Annotated in this window: 17 protein-coding genes and 1 pseudogene; 8 read left to right on the plus strand and 10 right to left on the minus strand. The window is 63.5% G+C overall.

All coding sequences use genetic code 11. From position 1 onward, the window contains the following. The gene (locus tag AC07OP_RS20225) at positions 1-1,068 is read right to left on the minus strand and encodes an AI-2E family transporter (protein WP_027603150.1); all 1,068 of its coding nucleotides are present in this window, start codon (positions 1,066-1,068) and stop codon (positions 1-3) included. 161 nt (positions 1,069-1,229) lie between these two features. Here AC07OP_RS20225 and trhP point away from each other — a divergent pair, with 161 nt between their 5' ends. Then, a complete protein-coding gene (trhP, locus tag AC07OP_RS20230; protein ID WP_495102281.1) occupies positions 1,230-2,549 on the plus strand; it encodes a prephenate-dependent tRNA uridine(34) hydroxylase TrhP in 1,320 nt (439 codons plus the stop codon). On the opposite strand, the gene AC07OP_RS20235 is transcribed toward trhP, so the two are convergent. The 5 genes from AC07OP_RS20235 to AC07OP_RS20255 all read right to left on the minus strand — a co-directional run bounded on the left by AC07OP_RS20235 (position 2,546) and on the right by AC07OP_RS20255 (position 8,237). Next, a complete protein-coding gene (locus AC07OP_RS20235) occupies positions 2,546-3,754 on the minus strand; it encodes a pyridoxal phosphate-dependent aminotransferase (protein WP_495102282.1) in 1,209 nt (402 codons plus the stop codon). The genes trhP and AC07OP_RS20235 overlap by 4 nt on opposite strands. Then, on the minus strand, positions 3,751-4,410 hold the full coding sequence (locus tag AC07OP_RS20240) for an RraA family protein (protein WP_027603147.1): 660 nt from the start codon (positions 4,408-4,410) through the stop codon (positions 3,751-3,753). The genes AC07OP_RS20235 and AC07OP_RS20240 overlap by 4 nt, the downstream gene beginning before the upstream one ends. Next, on the minus strand, positions 4,407-5,075 hold the full coding sequence (locus AC07OP_RS20245) for an RraA family protein (RefSeq protein WP_115488751.1): 669 nt from the start codon (positions 5,073-5,075) through the stop codon (positions 4,407-4,409). The genes AC07OP_RS20240 and AC07OP_RS20245 overlap by 4 nt, the downstream gene beginning before the upstream one ends. A 101-nt stretch (positions 5,076-5,176) precedes the next feature. Continuing rightward, positions 5,177-6,856: a methyl-accepting chemotaxis protein CtpM gene (ctpM, locus tag AC07OP_RS20250; protein WP_495102283.1), complete on the minus strand. Its 1,680-nt coding sequence runs from the start codon at positions 6,854-6,856 to the stop codon at positions 5,177-5,179. 61 nt (positions 6,857-6,917) lie between these two features. Then, positions 6,918-8,237 (minus strand): Na+/H+ antiporter family protein, encoded by a 1,320-nt coding sequence (locus AC07OP_RS20255; protein ID WP_186296053.1) that lies wholly within the window; start codon positions 8,235-8,237, stop codon positions 6,918-6,920. Between the two features lie 1,381 nt (positions 8,238-9,618). Between AC07OP_RS20255 and AC07OP_RS20260 the strand changes: the two are divergent. Together AC07OP_RS20260 and AC07OP_RS20265 are read left to right on the plus strand one after the other, a co-directional pair. Further along, positions 9,619-9,765, plus strand: a pseudogene (locus AC07OP_RS20260) (HAMP domain-containing protein); the annotation flags it as partial. A gap of 102 nt (positions 9,766-9,867) precedes the next feature. Beyond that, positions 9,868-10,623: a methyl-accepting chemotaxis protein gene (locus tag AC07OP_RS20265; protein ID WP_371263343.1), complete on the plus strand. Its 756-nt coding sequence runs from the start codon at positions 9,868-9,870 to the stop codon at positions 10,621-10,623. A 67-nt stretch (positions 10,624-10,690) separates the two neighbouring features. Here the strand turns inward: AC07OP_RS20265 and AC07OP_RS20270 are convergent, their stop codons facing one another. Genes AC07OP_RS20270 through AC07OP_RS20285 form a run of 4 tightly spaced genes read right to left on the minus strand, consistent with a single transcriptional unit; the run spans position 10,691 to position 13,288 of the window. Next, positions 10,691-12,010, minus strand: a complete 1,320-nt coding sequence (locus tag AC07OP_RS20270) for a sensor histidine kinase (protein WP_115488755.1) — start codon at positions 12,008-12,010, stop codon at positions 10,691-10,693. Next, complete coding sequence (locus tag AC07OP_RS20275) at positions 12,007-12,675, minus strand: response regulator transcription factor (RefSeq protein WP_027603141.1); 669 nt, start codon at positions 12,673-12,675, stop codon at positions 12,007-12,009. The genes AC07OP_RS20270 and AC07OP_RS20275 overlap by 4 nt, the downstream gene beginning before the upstream one ends. Continuing rightward, positions 12,675-12,986 carry a PepSY domain-containing protein gene (locus tag AC07OP_RS20280; protein ID WP_027603140.1) on the minus strand — a complete coding sequence of 104 codons (312 nt, stop codon included), beginning with the start codon at positions 12,984-12,986 and terminating at the stop codon, positions 12,675-12,677. The genes AC07OP_RS20275 and AC07OP_RS20280 overlap by 1 nt, the downstream gene beginning before the upstream one ends. Next, positions 12,986-13,288 (minus strand): PepSY domain-containing protein, encoded by a 303-nt coding sequence (locus AC07OP_RS20285; RefSeq protein WP_027603139.1) that lies wholly within the window; start codon positions 13,286-13,288, stop codon positions 12,986-12,988. Before AC07OP_RS20285 ends, AC07OP_RS20280 begins: the two co-directional genes overlap by 1 nt. Positions 13,289-13,482: 194 nt before the next feature. Between AC07OP_RS20285 and AC07OP_RS20290 the strand changes: the two genes are divergently transcribed. The 5 genes from AC07OP_RS20290 to AC07OP_RS20310 all read left to right on the plus strand — a co-directional run bounded on the left by AC07OP_RS20290 (position 13,483) and on the right by AC07OP_RS20310 (position 18,362). Next, entirely contained in the window at positions 13,483-14,562 is a 1,080-nt protein-coding gene (locus tag AC07OP_RS20290; RefSeq protein WP_495102284.1) for a patatin-like phospholipase domain-containing protein, read from the plus strand. Between the two features lie 76 nt (positions 14,563-14,638). Next, a complete protein-coding gene (gene queD / locus AC07OP_RS20295) occupies positions 14,639-14,995 on the plus strand; it encodes a 6-carboxytetrahydropterin synthase QueD (protein WP_003237990.1) in 357 nt (118 codons plus the stop codon). Positions 14,996-15,083: 88 nt separating this feature from the next. After that, positions 15,084-15,707, plus strand: a complete 624-nt coding sequence (locus AC07OP_RS20300) for an NUDIX hydrolase (protein WP_495102285.1) — start codon at positions 15,084-15,086, stop codon at positions 15,705-15,707. Positions 15,708-15,897: 190 nt separating this feature from the next. After that, positions 15,898-17,160 (plus strand): cytosine permease, encoded by a 1,263-nt coding sequence (codB, locus tag AC07OP_RS20305; protein WP_495102286.1) that lies wholly within the window; start codon positions 15,898-15,900, stop codon positions 17,158-17,160. Beyond that, positions 17,157-18,362 (plus strand): PucR family transcriptional regulator, encoded by a 1,206-nt coding sequence (locus AC07OP_RS20310; RefSeq protein WP_495102287.1) that lies wholly within the window; start codon positions 17,157-17,159, stop codon positions 18,360-18,362. The genes codB and AC07OP_RS20310 overlap by 4 nt, the downstream gene beginning before the upstream one ends. Positions 18,363-18,367: the final 5 nt, after the last annotated feature.

Genomic DNA, 18,367 nt, shown 5'->3' on the forward strand with positions numbered 1-18,367 from the left:
TCAAGGCAACGGCAACTTGACCCGCGGCTTGCTCTCGACAAACAACGCCCAGCTGGACATGAACAGCGCCGCCACCAGCGGCCCGATCACGAACCCGTTGAGGCCGAATACCGACAGGCCGCCCAGGGTCGAGATCAGGATCAGGTAGTCCGGCATCTTGGTGTCCTTGCCCACCAGGATCGGGCGCAACACATTGTCCACCAGGCCGATCACAAACACGCCGAACAGGCCCAGCACCACACCCTGCCAGATCGAACCGCTCAACAGGAAGTAGGCGGCCACCGGCCCCCACACAATGCCCGCGCCCACGGCCGGCAGCAGTGACAGAAACGCCATCAGCACCGCCCAGAGCAACGCACTGGGAATGTCCAGGAACCAGAAGATCAAACCACCCAGCGCCCCCTGGGTCACGGCCACCAGCACATTGCCCTTGACCGTGGCGCGCACCACCCGATTGAACTTGAGCTGCAACCGACGCTTCTGCGGCTCGGCCAGCGGCACCGCCGTACGGACCTTGCGCACCAGTTCCGGGCCGTCCCGCAGCAGGAAAAACAGCAGGTACAGCATGATGAAAAAACTCACCAGGAAATCAAACGTGCCCTGGCCGAAGCTGAACGCCTGGGTCGCAAAGAACTGGCTGCCCTGCATCGCACTCTTGACGATCTTCTCGCGCAGCCCTTCCAGGTTGCCCATGCCGAAGCGGTCCAGCAGGTGCTGGAAGTACGGCGGCAGGAAGTTCTTGAACTGCTCGATATAGCCGGCCACGTCCAGCTTGCCGCTCTCGACGTTTTTGTACAGCGTGGCGCCCTCTTGCACCAGCAACGCGCTGGTAATGATCACCGGCAGGATCGCGATCACCAGGCACACCATCAAGGTGGCCAGGGACGTCAGGTTGCGGTTCCAGCCGAAGCGCTGCTGCAGGCGACGTTGCATCGGCGCAAAGATGATGCCGAGGATCACCGCCCAGAACACTGCACCGTAGAACGGCAGCAATATCCAGATAAAGGCGACGGTCACCAGGGCCAGCAGGAGCAGCAGGGTCTTGAATTGCAGGTTGGTTTGATTCATGTCCGATCCATGTCAGAAAAGCAGGCCGCGCGTGTGCGTCCAGCTGCTTAGTCCACCGCAAATCCCGGGAGTGCCATCTTTGTTGAGGTAAGCGTAGACCCAGATCAATAAAGCCCGGCACATGTTGGGCTACGCTCGCGGCCTTTTGCGATCCGATCCCCATGCCTCTCGTCCTTGCCCCCGAACTGCTCGCCCCCGCCGGCACCCTGAAAAACATGCGCTACGCCTTCGCCTACGGTGCCGATGCGGTCTACGCCGGCCAGCCGCGTTACAGCCTGCGGGTGCGCAACAACGAGTTCGACCACGCCAACCTCGCGCTCGGCATTCAGGAAGCCCACGCGCTGGGCAAGCGGTTCTACGTGGTGGTAAACATCGCGCCACACAATGCCAAGCTCAAGACCTTCCTCAAGGACCTCGCCCCGGTGATCGCCATGGGCCCGGATGCGCTGATCATGTCCGACCCGGGCCTGATCATGCTGGTGCGCCGGCACTTCCCGATGATGCCGATCCATCTGTCGGTGCAGGCCAATACGGTGAACTGGGCCAGCGTCGAGTTCTGGCAGCAGCAAGGGATTTTCCGGGTGATCCTGTCGCGGGAGCTGTCCCTGGAAGAAATCGGCGAGATTCGCCAGCAGGTGCCGGCCATGGAGCTGGAAGTGTTCGTCCACGGTGCCTTGTGCATGGCCTATTCCGGGCGCTGCCTGCTCTCGGGCTACATGAATAAACGTGACGCCAACCAGGGCACCTGCACCAATGCCTGCCGCTGGAAATACCAGGCCACCCCGGCGATGGAAAACGCCACGGGCGATATAGTCCAGGTGTATCAACCGGAACCCACACTGGGGATCGGCGCGCCCACCAACCAGGTGTTCCTCCTGCAGGAAGCCAACCGCCCCGACGAACAGATGCCCGCCTTCGAGGATGAACACGGCACCTACATCATGAACGCCAAGGACCTGCGCGCCGTGCAGCATGTGGAGCGCCTGACCCACATGGGCGTGCATTCGCTGAAGATCGAAGGCCGCACTAAATCGCATTTCTACTGCGCCCGCACGACCCAGGTGTACCGCCAGGCAATCGATGATGCCGTGGCCGGCCGTGCGTTTGACCGCAACCTGATGACCGATCTGGAATCCCTGGCCCAACGCGGCTACACCGAAGGTTTCCTGCGCCGCCACGTGCACGACGAATACCAGAATTACCAGAACGGCAGCTCAGTGTCCGAGCGCCAGCAGTTTGTCGGCGAGTTGACCGGCGAGCGCCGCGGCGAACTGGCTGAGGTCAAGGTGAAGAACCGCTTTGCCGTGGGTCATCACCTGGAGCTGATGACCCCAGCCGGCAACTTCCACTTTGACCTGGCCAGCCTGCACAACGCCAAGGGCGAAGCCATCGATGTGGCGCCGGGAGATGGACACACGGTGTATGTGCCCCTGCCGACCGAAATGGACCTGCGCTTCGGTTTGCTGATGCGCGACGTCTAACGGGTCGCAGCACAGAACAGGTGGATCGCCTCGCAGGCCTGGCGCAACGAGGCGTCGTCCAACGCGTAGGCGATGCGCAGGTACGGCGCCAGCCCGAACGCACTGCCGGGCACCACGGCCACATGGGCTTCGTCGAGCAAGGCATCGGCCACGTCTTCGTCGGTATGCAGCCGCTTGCCGGCCGGCGTGGTGCGGCCCAGCAGGCCGGCGCAGGACGCAAAGGCATAGAACGCACCGTCCGGGTTCATGCATTCCAGCCCCGGGCTGGCGTTCAGCAAGGCCACCACCAGGTCACGGCGCTGCTCGAATACCGCCCGTGACTGCTGGATAAAGTCCTGCGGGCCGGTCAATGCAGCAATCGCGGCCTGCTGGGAAATCGCACTGGCCCCCGACGTCTGCTGGCCCTGGAGTTTTTCCATGGCGGCCAGCAACCAGCGCGGGCCGGTGGCGAAGCCGATGCGCCAGCCGGTCATGGCATAGGCCTTGGACACGCCATTCATGGTCAGCACCCGTGGCGCCAGGCGCGGCTCGACTTGCGCCAGGGTGTGGAAGGTTTGCCCGTCGAACAGCAAGTGCTCGTAGATATCGTCCGCCAGCACCAGCACATGGGGATGTTTCAACAGCACCTGCGCCAGGGCCTGCAACTCCAGCCGGCTGTACACGGCGCCGGTCGGGTTGGACGGTGAGTTGAGGATCAGCCAGCGCGTGCGGGGGGTGATCGCCTGCTCCAGCGCCGCCGCGGTCAGCTTGAACCCCTGCTGGGCGGCGCACGGCAAAATCCTTGCGGTACCGCCGCACAATTCGACCATTTCCGGGTAGCTGACCCAATAAGGCGCGGGCACGATCACCTCGTCGCCTGCATTCAAGGTGGCGGCCAGGGCGTTGTAGATCACATGCTTGCCGCCGTTGCTGACCAGGGTGTCCTGCCAGGTGACGTCCAAGCCGTTTTCGCGACGGAACTTCTGCGCCACGGCTTCACGCAACGCTCGCACTCCGGCGACCTGGGTGTAACGCGTATGGCCGTTGCGGATCGCATCGATACCTGCCTGGCGGATGTGTTCCGGGGTGTCGAAATCCGGCTCCCCGGCACACAACGAGATGATGCTTGCGCCCTCGGCGCGGCGTGCGGCCACGCGGTCGATGATACGGTAGGTGGCAGACGGTCGGGCCTGGGCCAGGCGCGTGTTCAGGCGTTCAATGGTCATGCGTCCTTCCTCTGCAAGGTGTGATAGCCCAAAGACTCACGCGCCTGCCTGAGTGTCCTGCCGGCCTCGATCTGCGCGCGGATCCGGGCTTCCACCGCCTCGATCTGCCGGGCCGTACGCGCGACCTCCTCGGCACGGGCACGCGGCACCACCAGTACGCCATTGGCGTCGGCCACCACGATGTCCCTTGCACACACACGCGCGCCGCTGATCGCCACCGGCTGGTTCACCGCCAGCACTTCCACACGGTCCTTGCCGGTACGCATATAGCGGCCCTTGGTGAACAACGGATAGCCATCGCCGAGGGCTTTGCTGACATCCCGGCACACCCCGTCGATCACCGTAGCGGCAATGCCCCGGCTGCCTGCGTACTGGGTCATGATGTCACCCCACACCGTGCAATCGCTGCGCCCGGCGTTGGCGATAACCACCACATCCCCCGGCAGCACGTCTTCGATAAAGTCACCGACCGAGCCCGGCGGCATACTCGCCGGGACGTATTGCACGGTAAACGCCGGGCCCACCACGGTGCCCCGGTAGTTATCCAGCGGTGCGATGCCCAGGCATTGGCCGGCAATCCCGAGTTTATCCATGGCATCCGACACACCCGGTGTATCGAGCCCGGCAAACAGGGCGACAAGGTGTTGATCGTTCATCGGGCAGGCTCCACGCGGATGGCTTCGAAATGGCTGTCGTGCATCACATCGGCCACCGAGCGGCCGCTGCGCACGGCCTCGACCATGCCGGCTTCACGGGCGGCGATGCGCTCACCCAGGTCCAACACCTGCTCGATAACGGCAGCGGGGATGAACACCGTGCCGCAGCGGTCGGCAATCACGAAGTCGTCCTCCGACACGTTCACACCGCCCACGCTGACAGTGACGCCGGAATCGACCTGCACCACCCGGTTGCGCGCGCTGATCATGGTCACGCCACGGCCATAGACCGGGTAGCCGATGGACGCACTGCCGTCGATATCGCGACTGCAACCGTCGATCACCGAGCCACGAATGCGCCTGGCCACGGCGGCATTGGCGATGATGTCGCCCCAGCAGGAGATCCCCTCCAGCCCACCGGCGATCACCAGCACACGGTCGTCGGTGGTGATCGCGTCGATCACCGGGGAAATCAGGTGCACGGCGGGCGCGGCGTCAGTCTTGGGCGCCAGCTTGACCGTGCTGGCCCGGCCCACCACCTTGGGGCAGTCCCACAATGGGCGGATGCCCACCACTGCCCCCGGCAGTTGCAGGAAATCCAGTGCGTCGGAGACCGTATTGGTGTCGAGTTCAGCCAGGCGCTGAAGCGGGTCGGGAAGTGGCATGAGGTGAGCCCCTGTGGTGAGTGGGGCTCAAGTCTCACTGAGGGGCGGTGATAGGTATATTCGTATTAACGGTGGATAACCATACGCTCAACCTATGAGAATCAGATCCTGAACTGGCCGACCAATTGGCCCAAGCGTTGGCCCAGGTCCGCCAGACTGCGCGACGTCTGGGCGCCCAACTGGGTTTCATCGGCCACGCTGTCCACCGCCACGGCGATCTGATGCACGCTGCGGTTGATCTCTTCGGCGACGGCGGTCTGTTCTTCGGCGGCGCTGGCAATCTGCGCGTTCATCGAGTTGATGGTGCCGATCAACTGGGCCATGGTGTCCAGGGACGCCCCGGCTTCATTGGCCTGGGCCGAGGTGCCATCGCCAGCATCGCTGGAGCGGCGCATCGCATCCACGGCCGCTTCAGTGCCTTTTTGCAGGCGGTCGATCATGCCCTGGATTTCCTGGGTGCTGGTTTGCGTGCGGCTGGCCAGGGCGCGCACCTCGTCGGCGACCACCGCAAAGCCACGCCCGGCCTCCCCTGCCCGCGCCGCCTCGATCGCCGCGTTGAGCGCCAGCAGGTTGGTCTGTTCGGCGATGGAACGGATCACGCTCAGCACACTGACAATCGACGACACGTCCTGCTGCAGGCTGTCGAGGGACACACCGCTGCTGCGGATGTCATTCACCAGCGCATGGATCTGCGCGATGCTGCCGTCCACCACCCGCTTGGCGGCCTGGCCTTCGGCGTCGGTCTGTTGCGCGGCCACCGAGGCGCCCTGGGCACTGCGCGCCACTTCTTGAGCGGCCGAGGACATCTGATTGATCGCCGTGGCCACTTGGTCGGTCTCGTGACGCTGGCGCTCCATGGCCAGCTCCGAGCGCTGGGCCTGGTCGGACACCTGGCTCACCAGGCCGGTGAGTTGGGTGGTCATTTCAGTGATCTGGCGCACCAGGCCGTGGATCTTGTCGACAAAGCGGTTGAACGCGCCGGCCAGGTCGCCCAGTTCGTCCTGGCTGGTGATGGCCAGGCGGCGGGTCAAATCGCCTTCTCCGGCAGCAATGTCGTCGAGGTTGGCTTTCATCAGATGCAGCGGGCGCAGCATGGTGTTGGCCAGCAGCATGCCGACGGCGGCGATCACCAGCAACACCACCACGGCCACGCCGAGGATACTCAGCAGCACGCCTTCCATGCGTGTTTTCACTTTGGCTTCGACCACCGCCACCTGGGCTTCGATGCCATCCAGGTTCACCGAGGTGCCGATGACCATGTCCCACTTGGGCAAGTATTCGGTGTAGCCCATCTTGGGCACCAGTTCGGTCTGGCCGGGCTGGGTCGAGCTGTATTGCAGGTAGTGGGTGCCGTCCTTGCCGACCTTGACCAGGTCGCGGTTGACGTAGACACCGTTGGGATCACGGTTGTCCTTGAAGCTCTTGCCCACGCCGTCGGGGCTGTTGCCTTTGAACAGGCGGATGGTCTCGGAGTCGTAGCCGAAGAAGTAACCGTCCTTGCCATAGCTGGTGTTGGACAGCAGCTTGACCACCTCGGCCCGCGCTGCCGTATCGCCGGGGGCGGCCGCGTCATAGAGCGGCTTGATGGTGGTCATGGCCACTTCCACATAACTTTGCAGGGTGGCCTTGGCGTCGTTGAGCAGGCGCTGGCGGGTTTCATCCACCTCGTTGCGCGCCTGGCCCTGGAGGATCCACACGGTGGTCAGGCTGATGACCACGGCGAACAGCAACACCGGCACAACGGCGAGGGACAGGACTTTGGCCTTCAGGCTCAGACGCATGGCTTTTCTCTCTTATTGGGCGACTTGAGAGGTTATCGGCCAGCGCCGGTGAATCTGTAGATCAGAGCGTCATCGCCGCCAACCAGCCAAACGCCAGCAATGGGAGGTTGTAGTGCAGGAACGTCGGCACCACGGTGTCCCAGATATGGTGATGCTGGCCGTCGATATTCAGGCCGGAGGTCGGACCGAGGGTGGAGTCCGAGGCGGGCGAACCGGCATCACCCAGCGCCCCTGCGGTACCGACGATGCACACGATGGCCAGCGGGCTGAAGCCCAGTTGCACACACAGCGGCACGAAAATCGCCGCCAGGATCGGCACCGTGGAAAACGACGAACCGATGCCCATGGTCACCAGCAGCCCCACCAGCAACATCAACAACGCCCCCACCCCACGGCTATGGCCGATGAACGCCGCCGAGGTTTCCACCAGCGAACGCACGTCGCCGGTAGCCTTGAGCACTTCGGCAAAGCCTGACGAGGCGATCATGATGAAGCCGATCATCGCCATCATCTTCATGCCTTCGGTAAACAGGTCGTCGGTGTCGCGCCAGCGCACGATGCCCGAGACCGAGAAGATCAGGAACCCGGCCAGGGCACCGATGATCATGGAGTCCAGCCACAACTGGATGATGAACGCCGAGGCAATCGCCAGGCCGGCCACCAGTAGGGTCAGCGGGTTGTACTGCACCGCCACTTGCTCGACCCGTTCGATTTTCTCCAGGTCATACACGCGCTTCTTGCGGTAGCTGATAAACACCGCCACCAGCAGCCCGACCACCATGCCCAGCGCCGGCAGGCTCATGGCGTGGGTGACGTTGACCTGGCTGATGTCCACGCCGCTCTTGGCCACGTTGGCCAGCAGGATCTGGTTGAGGAAGATATTGCCGAAGCCCACCGGCAGGAACATGTACGGCGTGATCAGGCCGAAGGTCATCACGCAGGCGATCAGGCGGCGGTCCAACTGCAATTTGGTCAGCACATACAGCAGCGGTGGCACCAGCAACGGGATAAACGCGATATGGATCGGCAGGATGTTCTGCGACGCAATCGCGACCACCCACAGCAGGCCGATCAGCAGCCATTTGACGTGGTTGCCGCCGCTGGCTTGCTGACGGTCGACCAGCAACAAGGCCTTGTCCGCCAGGGCGTGGGCCAGGCCGGACTTGGCAATCGCCACGGCGAAAGCGCCGAGCAAGGCGTAGGACAAGGCCACGGTCGCCCCCCCTCCCAAGCCACCGTTGAACGCCTTGAGCGTGGCCTCGATGCCCAGGCCACCGGTCAGGCCGCCCACCAGGGCGCCGACAATGATGGCGATGACCACATGCACGCGGGACAGGCTGAGCACCAGCATGGTACCGACCGCGGCGATGACTGCGTTAATCATGGTTACCTCAAGCAGAAACATACAAAACAGGCATGCCCGCGCCCGGGCGGCCATCGGATGGCAGCCGGCGTGCAGGCTTGAAGGAGGTCTTATTAGAGGGCGCGCACTGTGCAGCAGGTCGCGCCCCATGTCAAAAAGCGGCGCCGCTTTCAGGTTTAAATTGATCGTTTGAATAAAGAAAATGCCAGATCGGCCGATAACCGGGCTCTATGTGTTTTCAGGTAAGGATGTGCCGATGTCCCTCAGACAGCTCTCCATTCAATGGAAAATCACCCTGCTCGCCGGCCTGTGCCTGCTGGGGATCGTGACCCTGCTGGTGGGTTTGTCGTTGTACCGCATGGCGCAGAGTTCCGAGCAGGTCAAGGCTTCCAGCATGCAGATGCTCGATGAAGCGGCCCAGGCTCGCATCGAGGCCCAAGGTGAGGTGCAGGCCGCGGGCATCCGCCGGCAATTCATGGACGCCTACCAATATGGGCACGGGTTTTCCCGCCAGGTCCTGTTCCTGCGTGAGCAAGCCGAAAAACGCTTCCTCGACGCCTTTGACACCCGCGAAGACCTGACCCGCCAGGTCAAGGCCGCCCTGCAGGCCAACCCGGAACTGCTGGGGCTGTCCCTGGTATTCGAAGCCAATGCGCTGGATGGCAAGGATGAGTTGTTCGCCGGCCAGGCCGAACTGGGCAGTAATGACAAGGGCCGCTTCGCCCTGTACTGGTCGCAGCCGACGCCGGGCACGCTGACGTCGATGGCACTGCCGGAAAGCGACATGTCCGACACGCGCGTCGGCCCCAGCGGCGAACCGGCCAACGCCTGGTTCACCTGCCCGCGCAGCACCCTCAAGCCGTGTGTGATCGAACCGTACTTTTATGTGATCGACGGGCAAAACGTGCTGATGACCAGCATCGTGTTTCCGTTGACGGTCAATGGCAAGGTGATCGCTTCGTTGTCGGTGGACATCAACCTCAACAGCCTGCAGGCCGTGAGCCAGCAGGCCAGCCAGAAGCTGTATGACGGCCAGACCCAGGTCAGCATCCTCAGCCCCACCGGTTTGCTTGCCGGCTACAGCGCGGACGCCAGCCAGTTGAGCAAACGCCTGGATCAGGTCGATACGCAAAACGGCGCGCAATTGATCAGCGCCCTGGCCGGAGGGACACAGACCCGCAGCCTGCGCACCGACCATCAGCTCAAGGTGCTGGCGCCGTTCGCGCCGATTCCCGACGGCAAGCCATGGGGCGTGTTGCTGGATGTGCCGGAAAAAGTCCTGGTGGGGCCGGCTGAAGCACTGAAGACCCAGATGGACGCCGATAATACCCGCGGCACCCTGCTGGAATTGGGCCTGGGCCTGCTGGCCGCCGTGATCGGCCTGATCCTGGTCTGGCTGATGGCCCGCAGCGTAACCCGACCGATCCTCGGCGTGGCCCATATGCTTGAAGACATCGCCAGCGGCGAAGGCGACCTGACCCGCCGCCTGGCGTATGACAAACAGGACGAACTGGGCCAGCTCGCCGGCTGGTTCAACCGTTTCCTCGACAAGCTGCAACCCATCATTGCCGAAGTCAAACGCTCGGTGCAGGACGCCCGTGGCACCGCCGACCAGTCCGCCGCGATCGCGACTGAAACCAGCGCCGGCATGGAGCAGCAGTACCGCCAGGTCGACCAGGTGGCCACCGCCTCACACGAAATGAGCGCCACCGCCCAAGACGTGGCCCGCAGCGCCGCCCAGGCGGCCCATGCCGCGCGGGATGCCGACCAGGCTACCCGCGACGGCCTGACAGTGATCGACCGCACCACCACCAACATCGGCCAACTGGCGGCTGATATGAGCACCGCCATGGCCCAGGTCGAAGGCTTGTCCGCCAACAGCGAGAAGATCGGCTCCGTGCTCGAAGTGATTCGCGGCATCGCCGAGCAAACCAACCTGCTGGCGCTCAACGCGGCAATCGAAGCCGCCCGCGCCGGTGAGGCCGGCCGCGGGTTTGCCGTAGTCGCCGACGAGGTACGCAACCTGGCACGGCGGACCCAGGAGTCGGTGGAGGAAACCCGCCTGGTGATCGAACAATTGCAGAGCGGCACCGAAGAGGTTGTCGGTTCCATGGGCAACAGCTATCGCCAGGCCCAGGGCAGTGTCGAACAGGTCGGCGAGGCCGTTACCGCCCTGCGCCAGATCGGCGATGCGGTCACGGTCATCAGCGACATGAACCTGCAAATCGCCAGCGCCGCCGAAGAGCAAAGCGCGGTGGCCGAAGAGATCAACCACAATGTGGCGACCATTCGCGATGTGACCGAGTCGTTGTCGGAACAGGCCAATGAGTCGGCGCGGGTGAGCCAGGCATTGAACAGCCTGGCGAATCAGCAGCAGGGGTTGATGGACCAGTTCCGCGTCTGAGGGTCGCAGGCAGTCCAATGTGGGGGGCCCACAGAAAGCCCCCTGCCACATTTTGATCTACGGTGTGTCAGCCATGGCGCTTGGGTAATTCGATCAGCGCCTTGAGCCCGCCCAGTTCGCTCTCCTGCAACTGCAACACCCCGCCCCACACCTCGGCAATATCGCGCACGATCCCCAACCCCAGGCCGTGGCCGTCGATCTGTTCGTCCAGGCGTGCGCCCCGGCTGAAGACCTGGTCCCGTTGAGCCTCCGGAATGCCGGGGCCGTCATCTTCCACGGTCAGTAGGTAACTGTGCGGCGTCTCGGCGACCGTCAAGCGCACCTCGGCATCCGCCCATTTGCAGGCGTTGTCCAGCAGGTTGCCGAGCAGCTCCAGCAAATCCTCGCGGTCCCAGGGCAATTGCAGGCCCGGCGCGACGTGGTAGCTGAGGTCCAGGTGTTCGCCATGGATCATGTTCAAGGTGGCGAGCAGGCCGGGCAGTTCTTGTTCACAGTCGAACAAGGCACCCGGCAGGGTTTCGCCGGCCAGCCGGGCGCGATTGAGTTCACGGTTGAGGCGTTGCTGCACCTGCTCCAATTGTTCGCGCAGCAGTTTGCTCAGTTCGGGGTGATCCTTGAGCGCCTCGCTCGAGGCGGCGCTCAACAGCACCGCCAGCGGGGTTTTCAGCGCATGCCCAAGGTTGCCGAGGGCATTGCGCGAGCGCTTGAGGCTGTCTTCGGTGTGGGCCAGCAGGTGGTTGATCTGGGCGACCAGCGGTTCCAGTTCCAGCGGCACCTGGGTGTCGAGTTGCGAGCGTTGGCCTTGTTGCAGTTGGGCGATCTGGTTACGCGCGTTTTCCAGCGGGCGCAAGGCGCGACGTACGGTGACTCGCTGCAAAAACAACACCAGCAGCAGTGCCGCCAGCCCCAGCACCAGGCCGATCCGACGCATCAGGCGAAAACTTTCCCGCACCGGGGTGTAGTCCTGGGCCACGCTGATGGAAATCGATTGGCCAAAGCGCTTGTAGTCCGAACGCAGCACCAGCAATTGCTGGCCTTCGGGCCCCAATTGCAGGTTGCCCTTGAGCCCGGCCTCCGGCAGTCGGGGCAATTCCTGGTCCCACAGCGAACGGGAGCGCCAGTGAGTGTCGGCAAAATCGATGCGGAAGTAATGCCCGGAAAACGGCCGCTGGTAGGCCGGCGACAGGCGCTGTTCATCCAGTTGCACACCGTTGGGCCCGCGTACCAGGGCGACCAGCAGGTTCTCGGCATCGTTGCGCAACCCGGCTTCCAGATAGCGTTGCAAACCGGCCTCGAACAACCACAGGCTGGTTTGCGCCAGCACCACGCCGACGATCACCATCACGCTGATCAGGCCCAGGCTCAGGCGGCGCTGAATCGACTTCATGCAGGGCTGGCGCCAAACCGGTAACCCTGGCCGCGCCGGGTTTCGATCACGCTGCGGCCGAGTTTGCGGCGCAGGTGGTTGACGTGCACTTCAAGCACGTTGGAGTCGCGCTCGGTCTCGCCGTCGTACAAGTGCTCGGCCAGGTGGCTTTTCGAGAGGATCTGTTCGGGGTGCAGCATGAAGTAGCGCAACAGGCGAAATTCTGCGGCGGTCAGTTGGATCTCGTCGCCATCGCGCAGCACGCACTGGCGGCCTTCGTCCAGGTGCAGGCCGGCAGCCTGCAAGGTGGGTTGGTTGGCCTGCCCGTGGGAGCGGCGCAGCAGTGCCTGGATGCGCAGGTGCAGCTCTTCGGGGTGAAAGGGTTTGCTCAGGTAATCGTCGGCACCGGCCTTGAGCCCTTCGATACGCTCGGCCCAGGAATCGCGGGCGGTGAGGATCAACACCGGGGTGGCCAGCGCGGCGGCGCGCCATTGCGCCAGCACCTCAAGGCCGGGCAAACCAGGCAGGCCGAGGTCGAGGATGATCAGGTCGTAGGGTTCGCTGCGGCCCTGATACGCGGCGTCACGGCCGTCGGCCAGCCAGTCGACCGCATAACCCTGGCGCTGCAGGCCGGCCAGCAGTTCATCGGCCAGGGGTACGTTGTCTTCCACCAGGAGCAGGCGCATCAGTCTTCCTCATCTTTGATCAGTACACCGTTGGTGGCGTCGAGTTTGATCTCGCGCACCACGCCGTCGGTGGTCACCAGTTCCACTTCGTAGGCATATTGGCCGTGCTTTTTCTCAAGCTCGGCTTCCAGCAGGCGCGAGCCGGGATACCGCGCCATGGCCTGCTGCAACAGTTGCTCCAGAGGCAGGATCACCCCCTGCTGGCGCAGCGCCAAGGCTTCGTCCTGGTTGAGGTCGCGGGCCTGCAAGCCTGAGCAGAACACCACCAGCACCAACGCCACTCGACTGCCGGCGCGTAAATTTACCTTCATTACGTATCCTGATGATTCTTGAGAACCTGCCCGGTGAGCGCGTCCAATTCGACCTCCCATTCAATGCCGTCGGCATCTTGCAGTTCGACTTCATAGACATACTTGCCGTAAGCCTCGTCCAGGTCGGTGTCCAGCAGTGTTGAACCGGGGTGCAGGGCCTGGGCTGTGGCTTCGAGCTGGTCGAACGCAACAATTGTAACAGTGGCGGGCACGGTCAGTGGTTTGTCGGGGTCCACGGCTCCGGCCTGGGTCGCCGTGGAGGCGATGATAGCGGCGGCGACCAGAGCAGTGAGGCGTTTCATGATGAGTCTCCGTTACACGATGTTTTTCCTACACCGGCCACGGTAGCGGCTGCAACTTAACTGAAACTGAATTGCCACCATGGCAATTTCCAGCAGCCGCGACAGGCTACGATGCTTATTCAGGATTCACGCGGTATCGTTAACGTTTTTCGCGAGCACGCTTGCGCCTGCACCTCGCTTCAACAGAGACCGGTATGACAGCCATCCACATCAAGTTCCCCGCCCTGACCCTCAAGGCCGGCAAACGCGCCTTTGCGCGCATTCGCGAACAGGGCTTCAAGCCTGCGGATGTCGGCACCCTTCCCGGTGCGGCCGGCGGCCCCAAGGCGCTGGGGATCCAGGGCCTGGACCTGGCGCTGTTCGGCGACTGGCTGCCGCGCGCGCCACGGGAGCGGGCGTTGATCGGCGCATCGATCGGTTCCTGGCGGTTTGCCAGCGCCTGCCTGCCCGACCCGGTGCAAGGCCTGCTGGACCTCGGCCGCCTGTACAACGAACAACGCTTTGCCAAAGGCGTGACCATGGCCGAAGTCAGCCGCAGTTGCCAGCGCATGCTCGACGACCTGCTGGCCGGCCGCGATGCGCGGGTGCTGGACAACCCGGACTACCGGCTGAACATCATGGTGGTCAAGAGCCACGGCCTGCTCGCCGATGACCACCGCGGGCGCCTGGGTTTGGGCCTGTCCTCGGTGATTGCCGACAACCTGCGCGGCCGTGCGCGACTGGCGCGGCATTTCGAGCGGCTGATCATCCACGACCCGCGCCAGGCACCGCCGGTGCACCCGCTGAAGGATTTCCCCTCGCGCTTCCTTGCGCTGGACATGGGCAACCTGCGCCAGGCATTGCTGGCGTCCGGGTCGATCCCCATGGTGATGCAAGGCGTGCGCGACCTGCCCGGAGCCGGCACCGGCACTTACCGCGACGGCGGCCTGCTGGACTACCACCTCGACCTGCCCTACCACGGCGACGACATCGTGCTGTACCCGCACTTCACCGACCGGGTCATCCCCGGCTGGTTCGACAAGGGCCTGCCATGGCGGCGCAGCAACCCGCAAGGCTTGCAGGATGTATTGCTGCTGGCGCCGTCCAAGGACTACCTGGCCCGCCTGCCCCACGGCAAACTGCCGGACCGCAGCGACTTCAAGCGCTTCATGGGCGACGACCCGAGCCGCAACAAGTACTGGCAAACCGCGATGAGCGAGAGCCGGCGACTGGGGGATGAGTTTCTGCAACTGGCCGATAACGGTGGCCTTGGCGAGCGCTTGCAGGCGCTTTGACCCAGCGGTATGCGCGGCATGGGATCAAGCTGTTAAACTCGCCGCCTGCCAGATACCTGACCGAGCTGAAAATACTGTGGAAATCTTCAAAGAGTTTACCTTCGAGTCCGCCCACCGCCTGCCCCACGTACCGGAAGGCCACAAGTGCGGGCGCCTGCATGGGCATTCGTTCAAGGTGGCGATCCACCTGAGTGGCGACCTGGATCCCCATACCGGCTGGATTCGTGACTTCTCGGAGATCAAGGCGATTTTCAAGCCGCTCTACGAACGCCTCGACCACAACTACCTCAATGACATCCCTGGCCTGGAAAACCCTACCAGCGAAGTGCTGGCCAAGTGGATCTGGACTGAACTCAAGCCGCTGCTGCCGGAGCTCAGTGCGATCCGTATCCACGAGACCTGCACCAGTGGCTGCATCTATCGCGGCGAGTAAGCCTGCGCCGTTAAAAAACCACCCTTGCGGTGGTTTTTTTGTGCATCCCGTAGCACCCTTGCCTTTCTTCGCGACCGAGGAGATGTCCATGGAAACTACCTGGCTGGCCCAGGCCAAACGCTTGCAAGCCTTGGCCTCCACGGGGCTGCACTTTTGCACCGATGATTTCGAGCGCGAACGCCTGGAAGAAATCGCCGAGATTGCCCACAGCATGCTGGCGCAGCTGGGCAATGTGCCCCTGGAGCGCATCACCGGGCTGGTGTCGGATTTCGCCCAGCGCTATTCGACGCCGATGGTCGACGTACGTGGCGCGGTGATCGAGGGTGAGCGGATTCTGTTGGTGCGCGAGGCCACCGACGGTTGCTGGGCGCTGCCTGGTGGTTATGCCGATATCGGGTTGTCGGCGGCGGAAAACATCATCAAGGAAATTCGCGAGGAAGCCGGGCTGAGCGTTACTGCGCGGGCACTGTATAGCGTCACCCACAAGGCCAAGGGGTTGTACCGGCCGGATGTGCGGGATTTCTACAAGTTGTATTTCCTGTGTGAACGGGTGGATCAACTGGCGCCGGTGGCCGGGTTCGAGACCACCGAGGTGGGCTTTTTCAGCCTGGACGAGCTGCCGCCGCTGTCCCGTGGACGCACCATCGAAAGTGATCTGGAGGCGGCGTTCGCCTTTCATCGCGGCGAGACCACGCAGACGCTGTTCGACTGATCCAATTTGTATCACTGCTGCACCGCTTTCGTGCCCGACTGGGCACAACGAACACTCCCGCCTGCGTTCCCCGCCTGTTTGGCTATAAATACTGTGCACGGTGCACAGCCGCGACCGTGCGCCTGTCACTGCCGGTGATTTGGCACGCCCGGTGCAACAGGCCTGCGTCACTCATTCAGGGAGCACGCACATGACGCAGCAAGAACCGGGCAACGATTACCCCTTAAGCGAAGTCCCCATGCATGCGCGCAAAGGCCTGGCGTCGACCGCCATGGTGCTGCTGGGCTTTACCTTTTTTACCGCGACCATGTTTGCCGGCGGCAAGCTCGGGGTGGCGTTCAGTTTCACCGAGATGCTCGGCGTGGTGGCCCTGGGTAACCTGCTGTTGGGTATCTACGCCGCAGGCCTGAGTTACATCGCGTTCAAGAGCGGGTTGAACTCGGTGTTGATGGGCCGCTTCTGCTTTGGCGAGGTGGGCAGCAAGCTCAGTGACTTGATCCTCGGGTTCACCCAGATCGGCTGGTACGCCTGGGGCACCGCCACGGCGGCCGTGGTGCTGGGCAAGTATTTCGAGTTGAGCCAGGGCAGCGTGCTGGCGTTGATGGTGCTGTTCGGCCTGGCGTTCTGCGCCACGGCCTACGTGGGCTATCGCGGGCTGGAGATTCTTTCCTACATTGCGGTGCCGGCCATGGGCCTGTTGCTGTTGCTGTCGATGTGGGTCGCCACGGTAAAAGTCGGCGGGCTGGATGGGCTGCTGGCGGTGGTGCCGACCGGCGAGATGGATTTGTCCACGGCGATCACCCTGGTGTTCGGCACGTTCGTCAGCGGCGCCACCCAGGCCACCAACTGGACGCGGTTTTCCCGCTCGGCCAAGGTCGCGGTGCTGGCCAGCCTGATAGGGTTCTTTATCGGCAATGGTTTGATGGTGCTGATCGGCGCCTATGGCGCGATCGTCTACCAACAGCCCGACGTGGTCGAAGTGTTGCTGCTGCAAGGCTTCGCCATGGCGGCAATGGCCATGTTGCTGCTCAATATCTGGAGCACCCAGGACAACACCATCTACAACTTCGCCGTGGCCGGTTGCAACCTGCTGCGCACCAAACGCCGCAAAACCGTGACCTTGGCGGGTGCGGTGATCGGCACCTTGCTGGCGTTGCTGAGCATGTACGACATGCTGGTGCCCTACCTGATCTTGCTGGGTACGGTGATTCCGCCGATTGGCGGGGTGATCATGGCGGACTTCTTCTACCGCTGGCGCGGCCACTACCCTCGCCTGGCGGATGTGCGCCTGCCAGCCTTCAACTGGGCCGGGCTGGTGGCGTACGCGGTGGGTACCGTGCTGGCGTTCAACTCGCCGTGGGTCGCGCCGTTGGTGGGCATCGCAGCCGCGTCGCTGACCTACGTCGCACTCACCGCCGTGCTGCGCGTGCCTTTGGCTGATGCCCGGGCATGAGCCTGACCATTGCTGAGGTACTGGCGTTGCCGGGGCTGGAATCCATGCGCCTGCGCGCCGGGGCTGCCGCCCTGGATAACGTCGTGCGTTGGCCTTATGTGGCGGAAAACAGTGGGATCGCCGAGTGGGTGCTGGGCGGTGAATTGGTGTTCGTCACCGGCATCAACCACCCACGGGATGAGGCCAACCTCCTGCAACTGCTGGACGAAGCCTGCCAGCGTCAAGTGGCCGGGTTGGTGATCCTGACGGGAGCGGCGTATATCCAGGCGATTCCCCAGCGCTTGCTCGACGCCGCCGAAGCCGCCGGCATGCCGCTGATCGAGCAGCCCTACTCGCTGAAAATGGTGCTGGTGACCCAGGCGATTGGTTCGGCGCTGATCCAGTCCGAGCAACTGGGACGCTCGCGGCACGACGTGCTGGAGCGCTTGCTGAGCGGGGATTATCAATCCCTGGATTTGCTGCTGCATCGGGCCGTGCAATTGAATATGCCACTGGCCGGGCATTGGCAGGTCGCCCAACTGCAATTGGAAGGCAGTGAGCTGCTGTTTGCCGAGGGGGACGCGGCACAGGTGGAGGCGCAGTTGGCGCGGCAACACGACGCTATCAGTCGGCGCTTGCGTCAATTATCGGCGGTACTGCCGGTACTAGGGCGCGCCGGACAATGGACCCTGCTGCTGCCGGCACCGGATGCCGTCACGGCCTTGGCCAACCGCCAGCAACTGGCCAACTGGCTTAACCCGCTCAACCTGCGCCTGGCGCCGCTGAAATTGTTTATCGGCCTGAGCGCCGCTGCACACCCACCCGCGCGCCTGGCCCAGGCGCAGGACGAAGCACGCCAGGCATTGGTGGCCGCACGACGCTTCAGCGAGCGTGCCGGACTGTGCGTGTATGACGAACTGGGTGTGCTCAAGCTGCTCAGCGGTGTGCGTGATCGCGCCCTGCTCGACCAATTCCTCAATGAACGCCTGGGCCCGCTGCTGCGTCACGACCTGCACCACGGCCCCAGCCTGATGCCGACCCTGGAAGCCTGGTTTCACGAGAATGGTAACCTTGTGGCTGCCGCCCAGCGCCTGGCCTTGCACCGCAATACCCTGACACACCGTGTCCAGCGCATCGAAGCCCTGTGCGGTCTGACACTGGATAACGCTTATGACCGCCTGGACATCGGCATCGCCCTGATGATCTGGCGGCTGTCTGCCTGATTGTT

This window comes from Pseudomonas sp. GW821-FHT09D08, assembly GCF_059416305.1.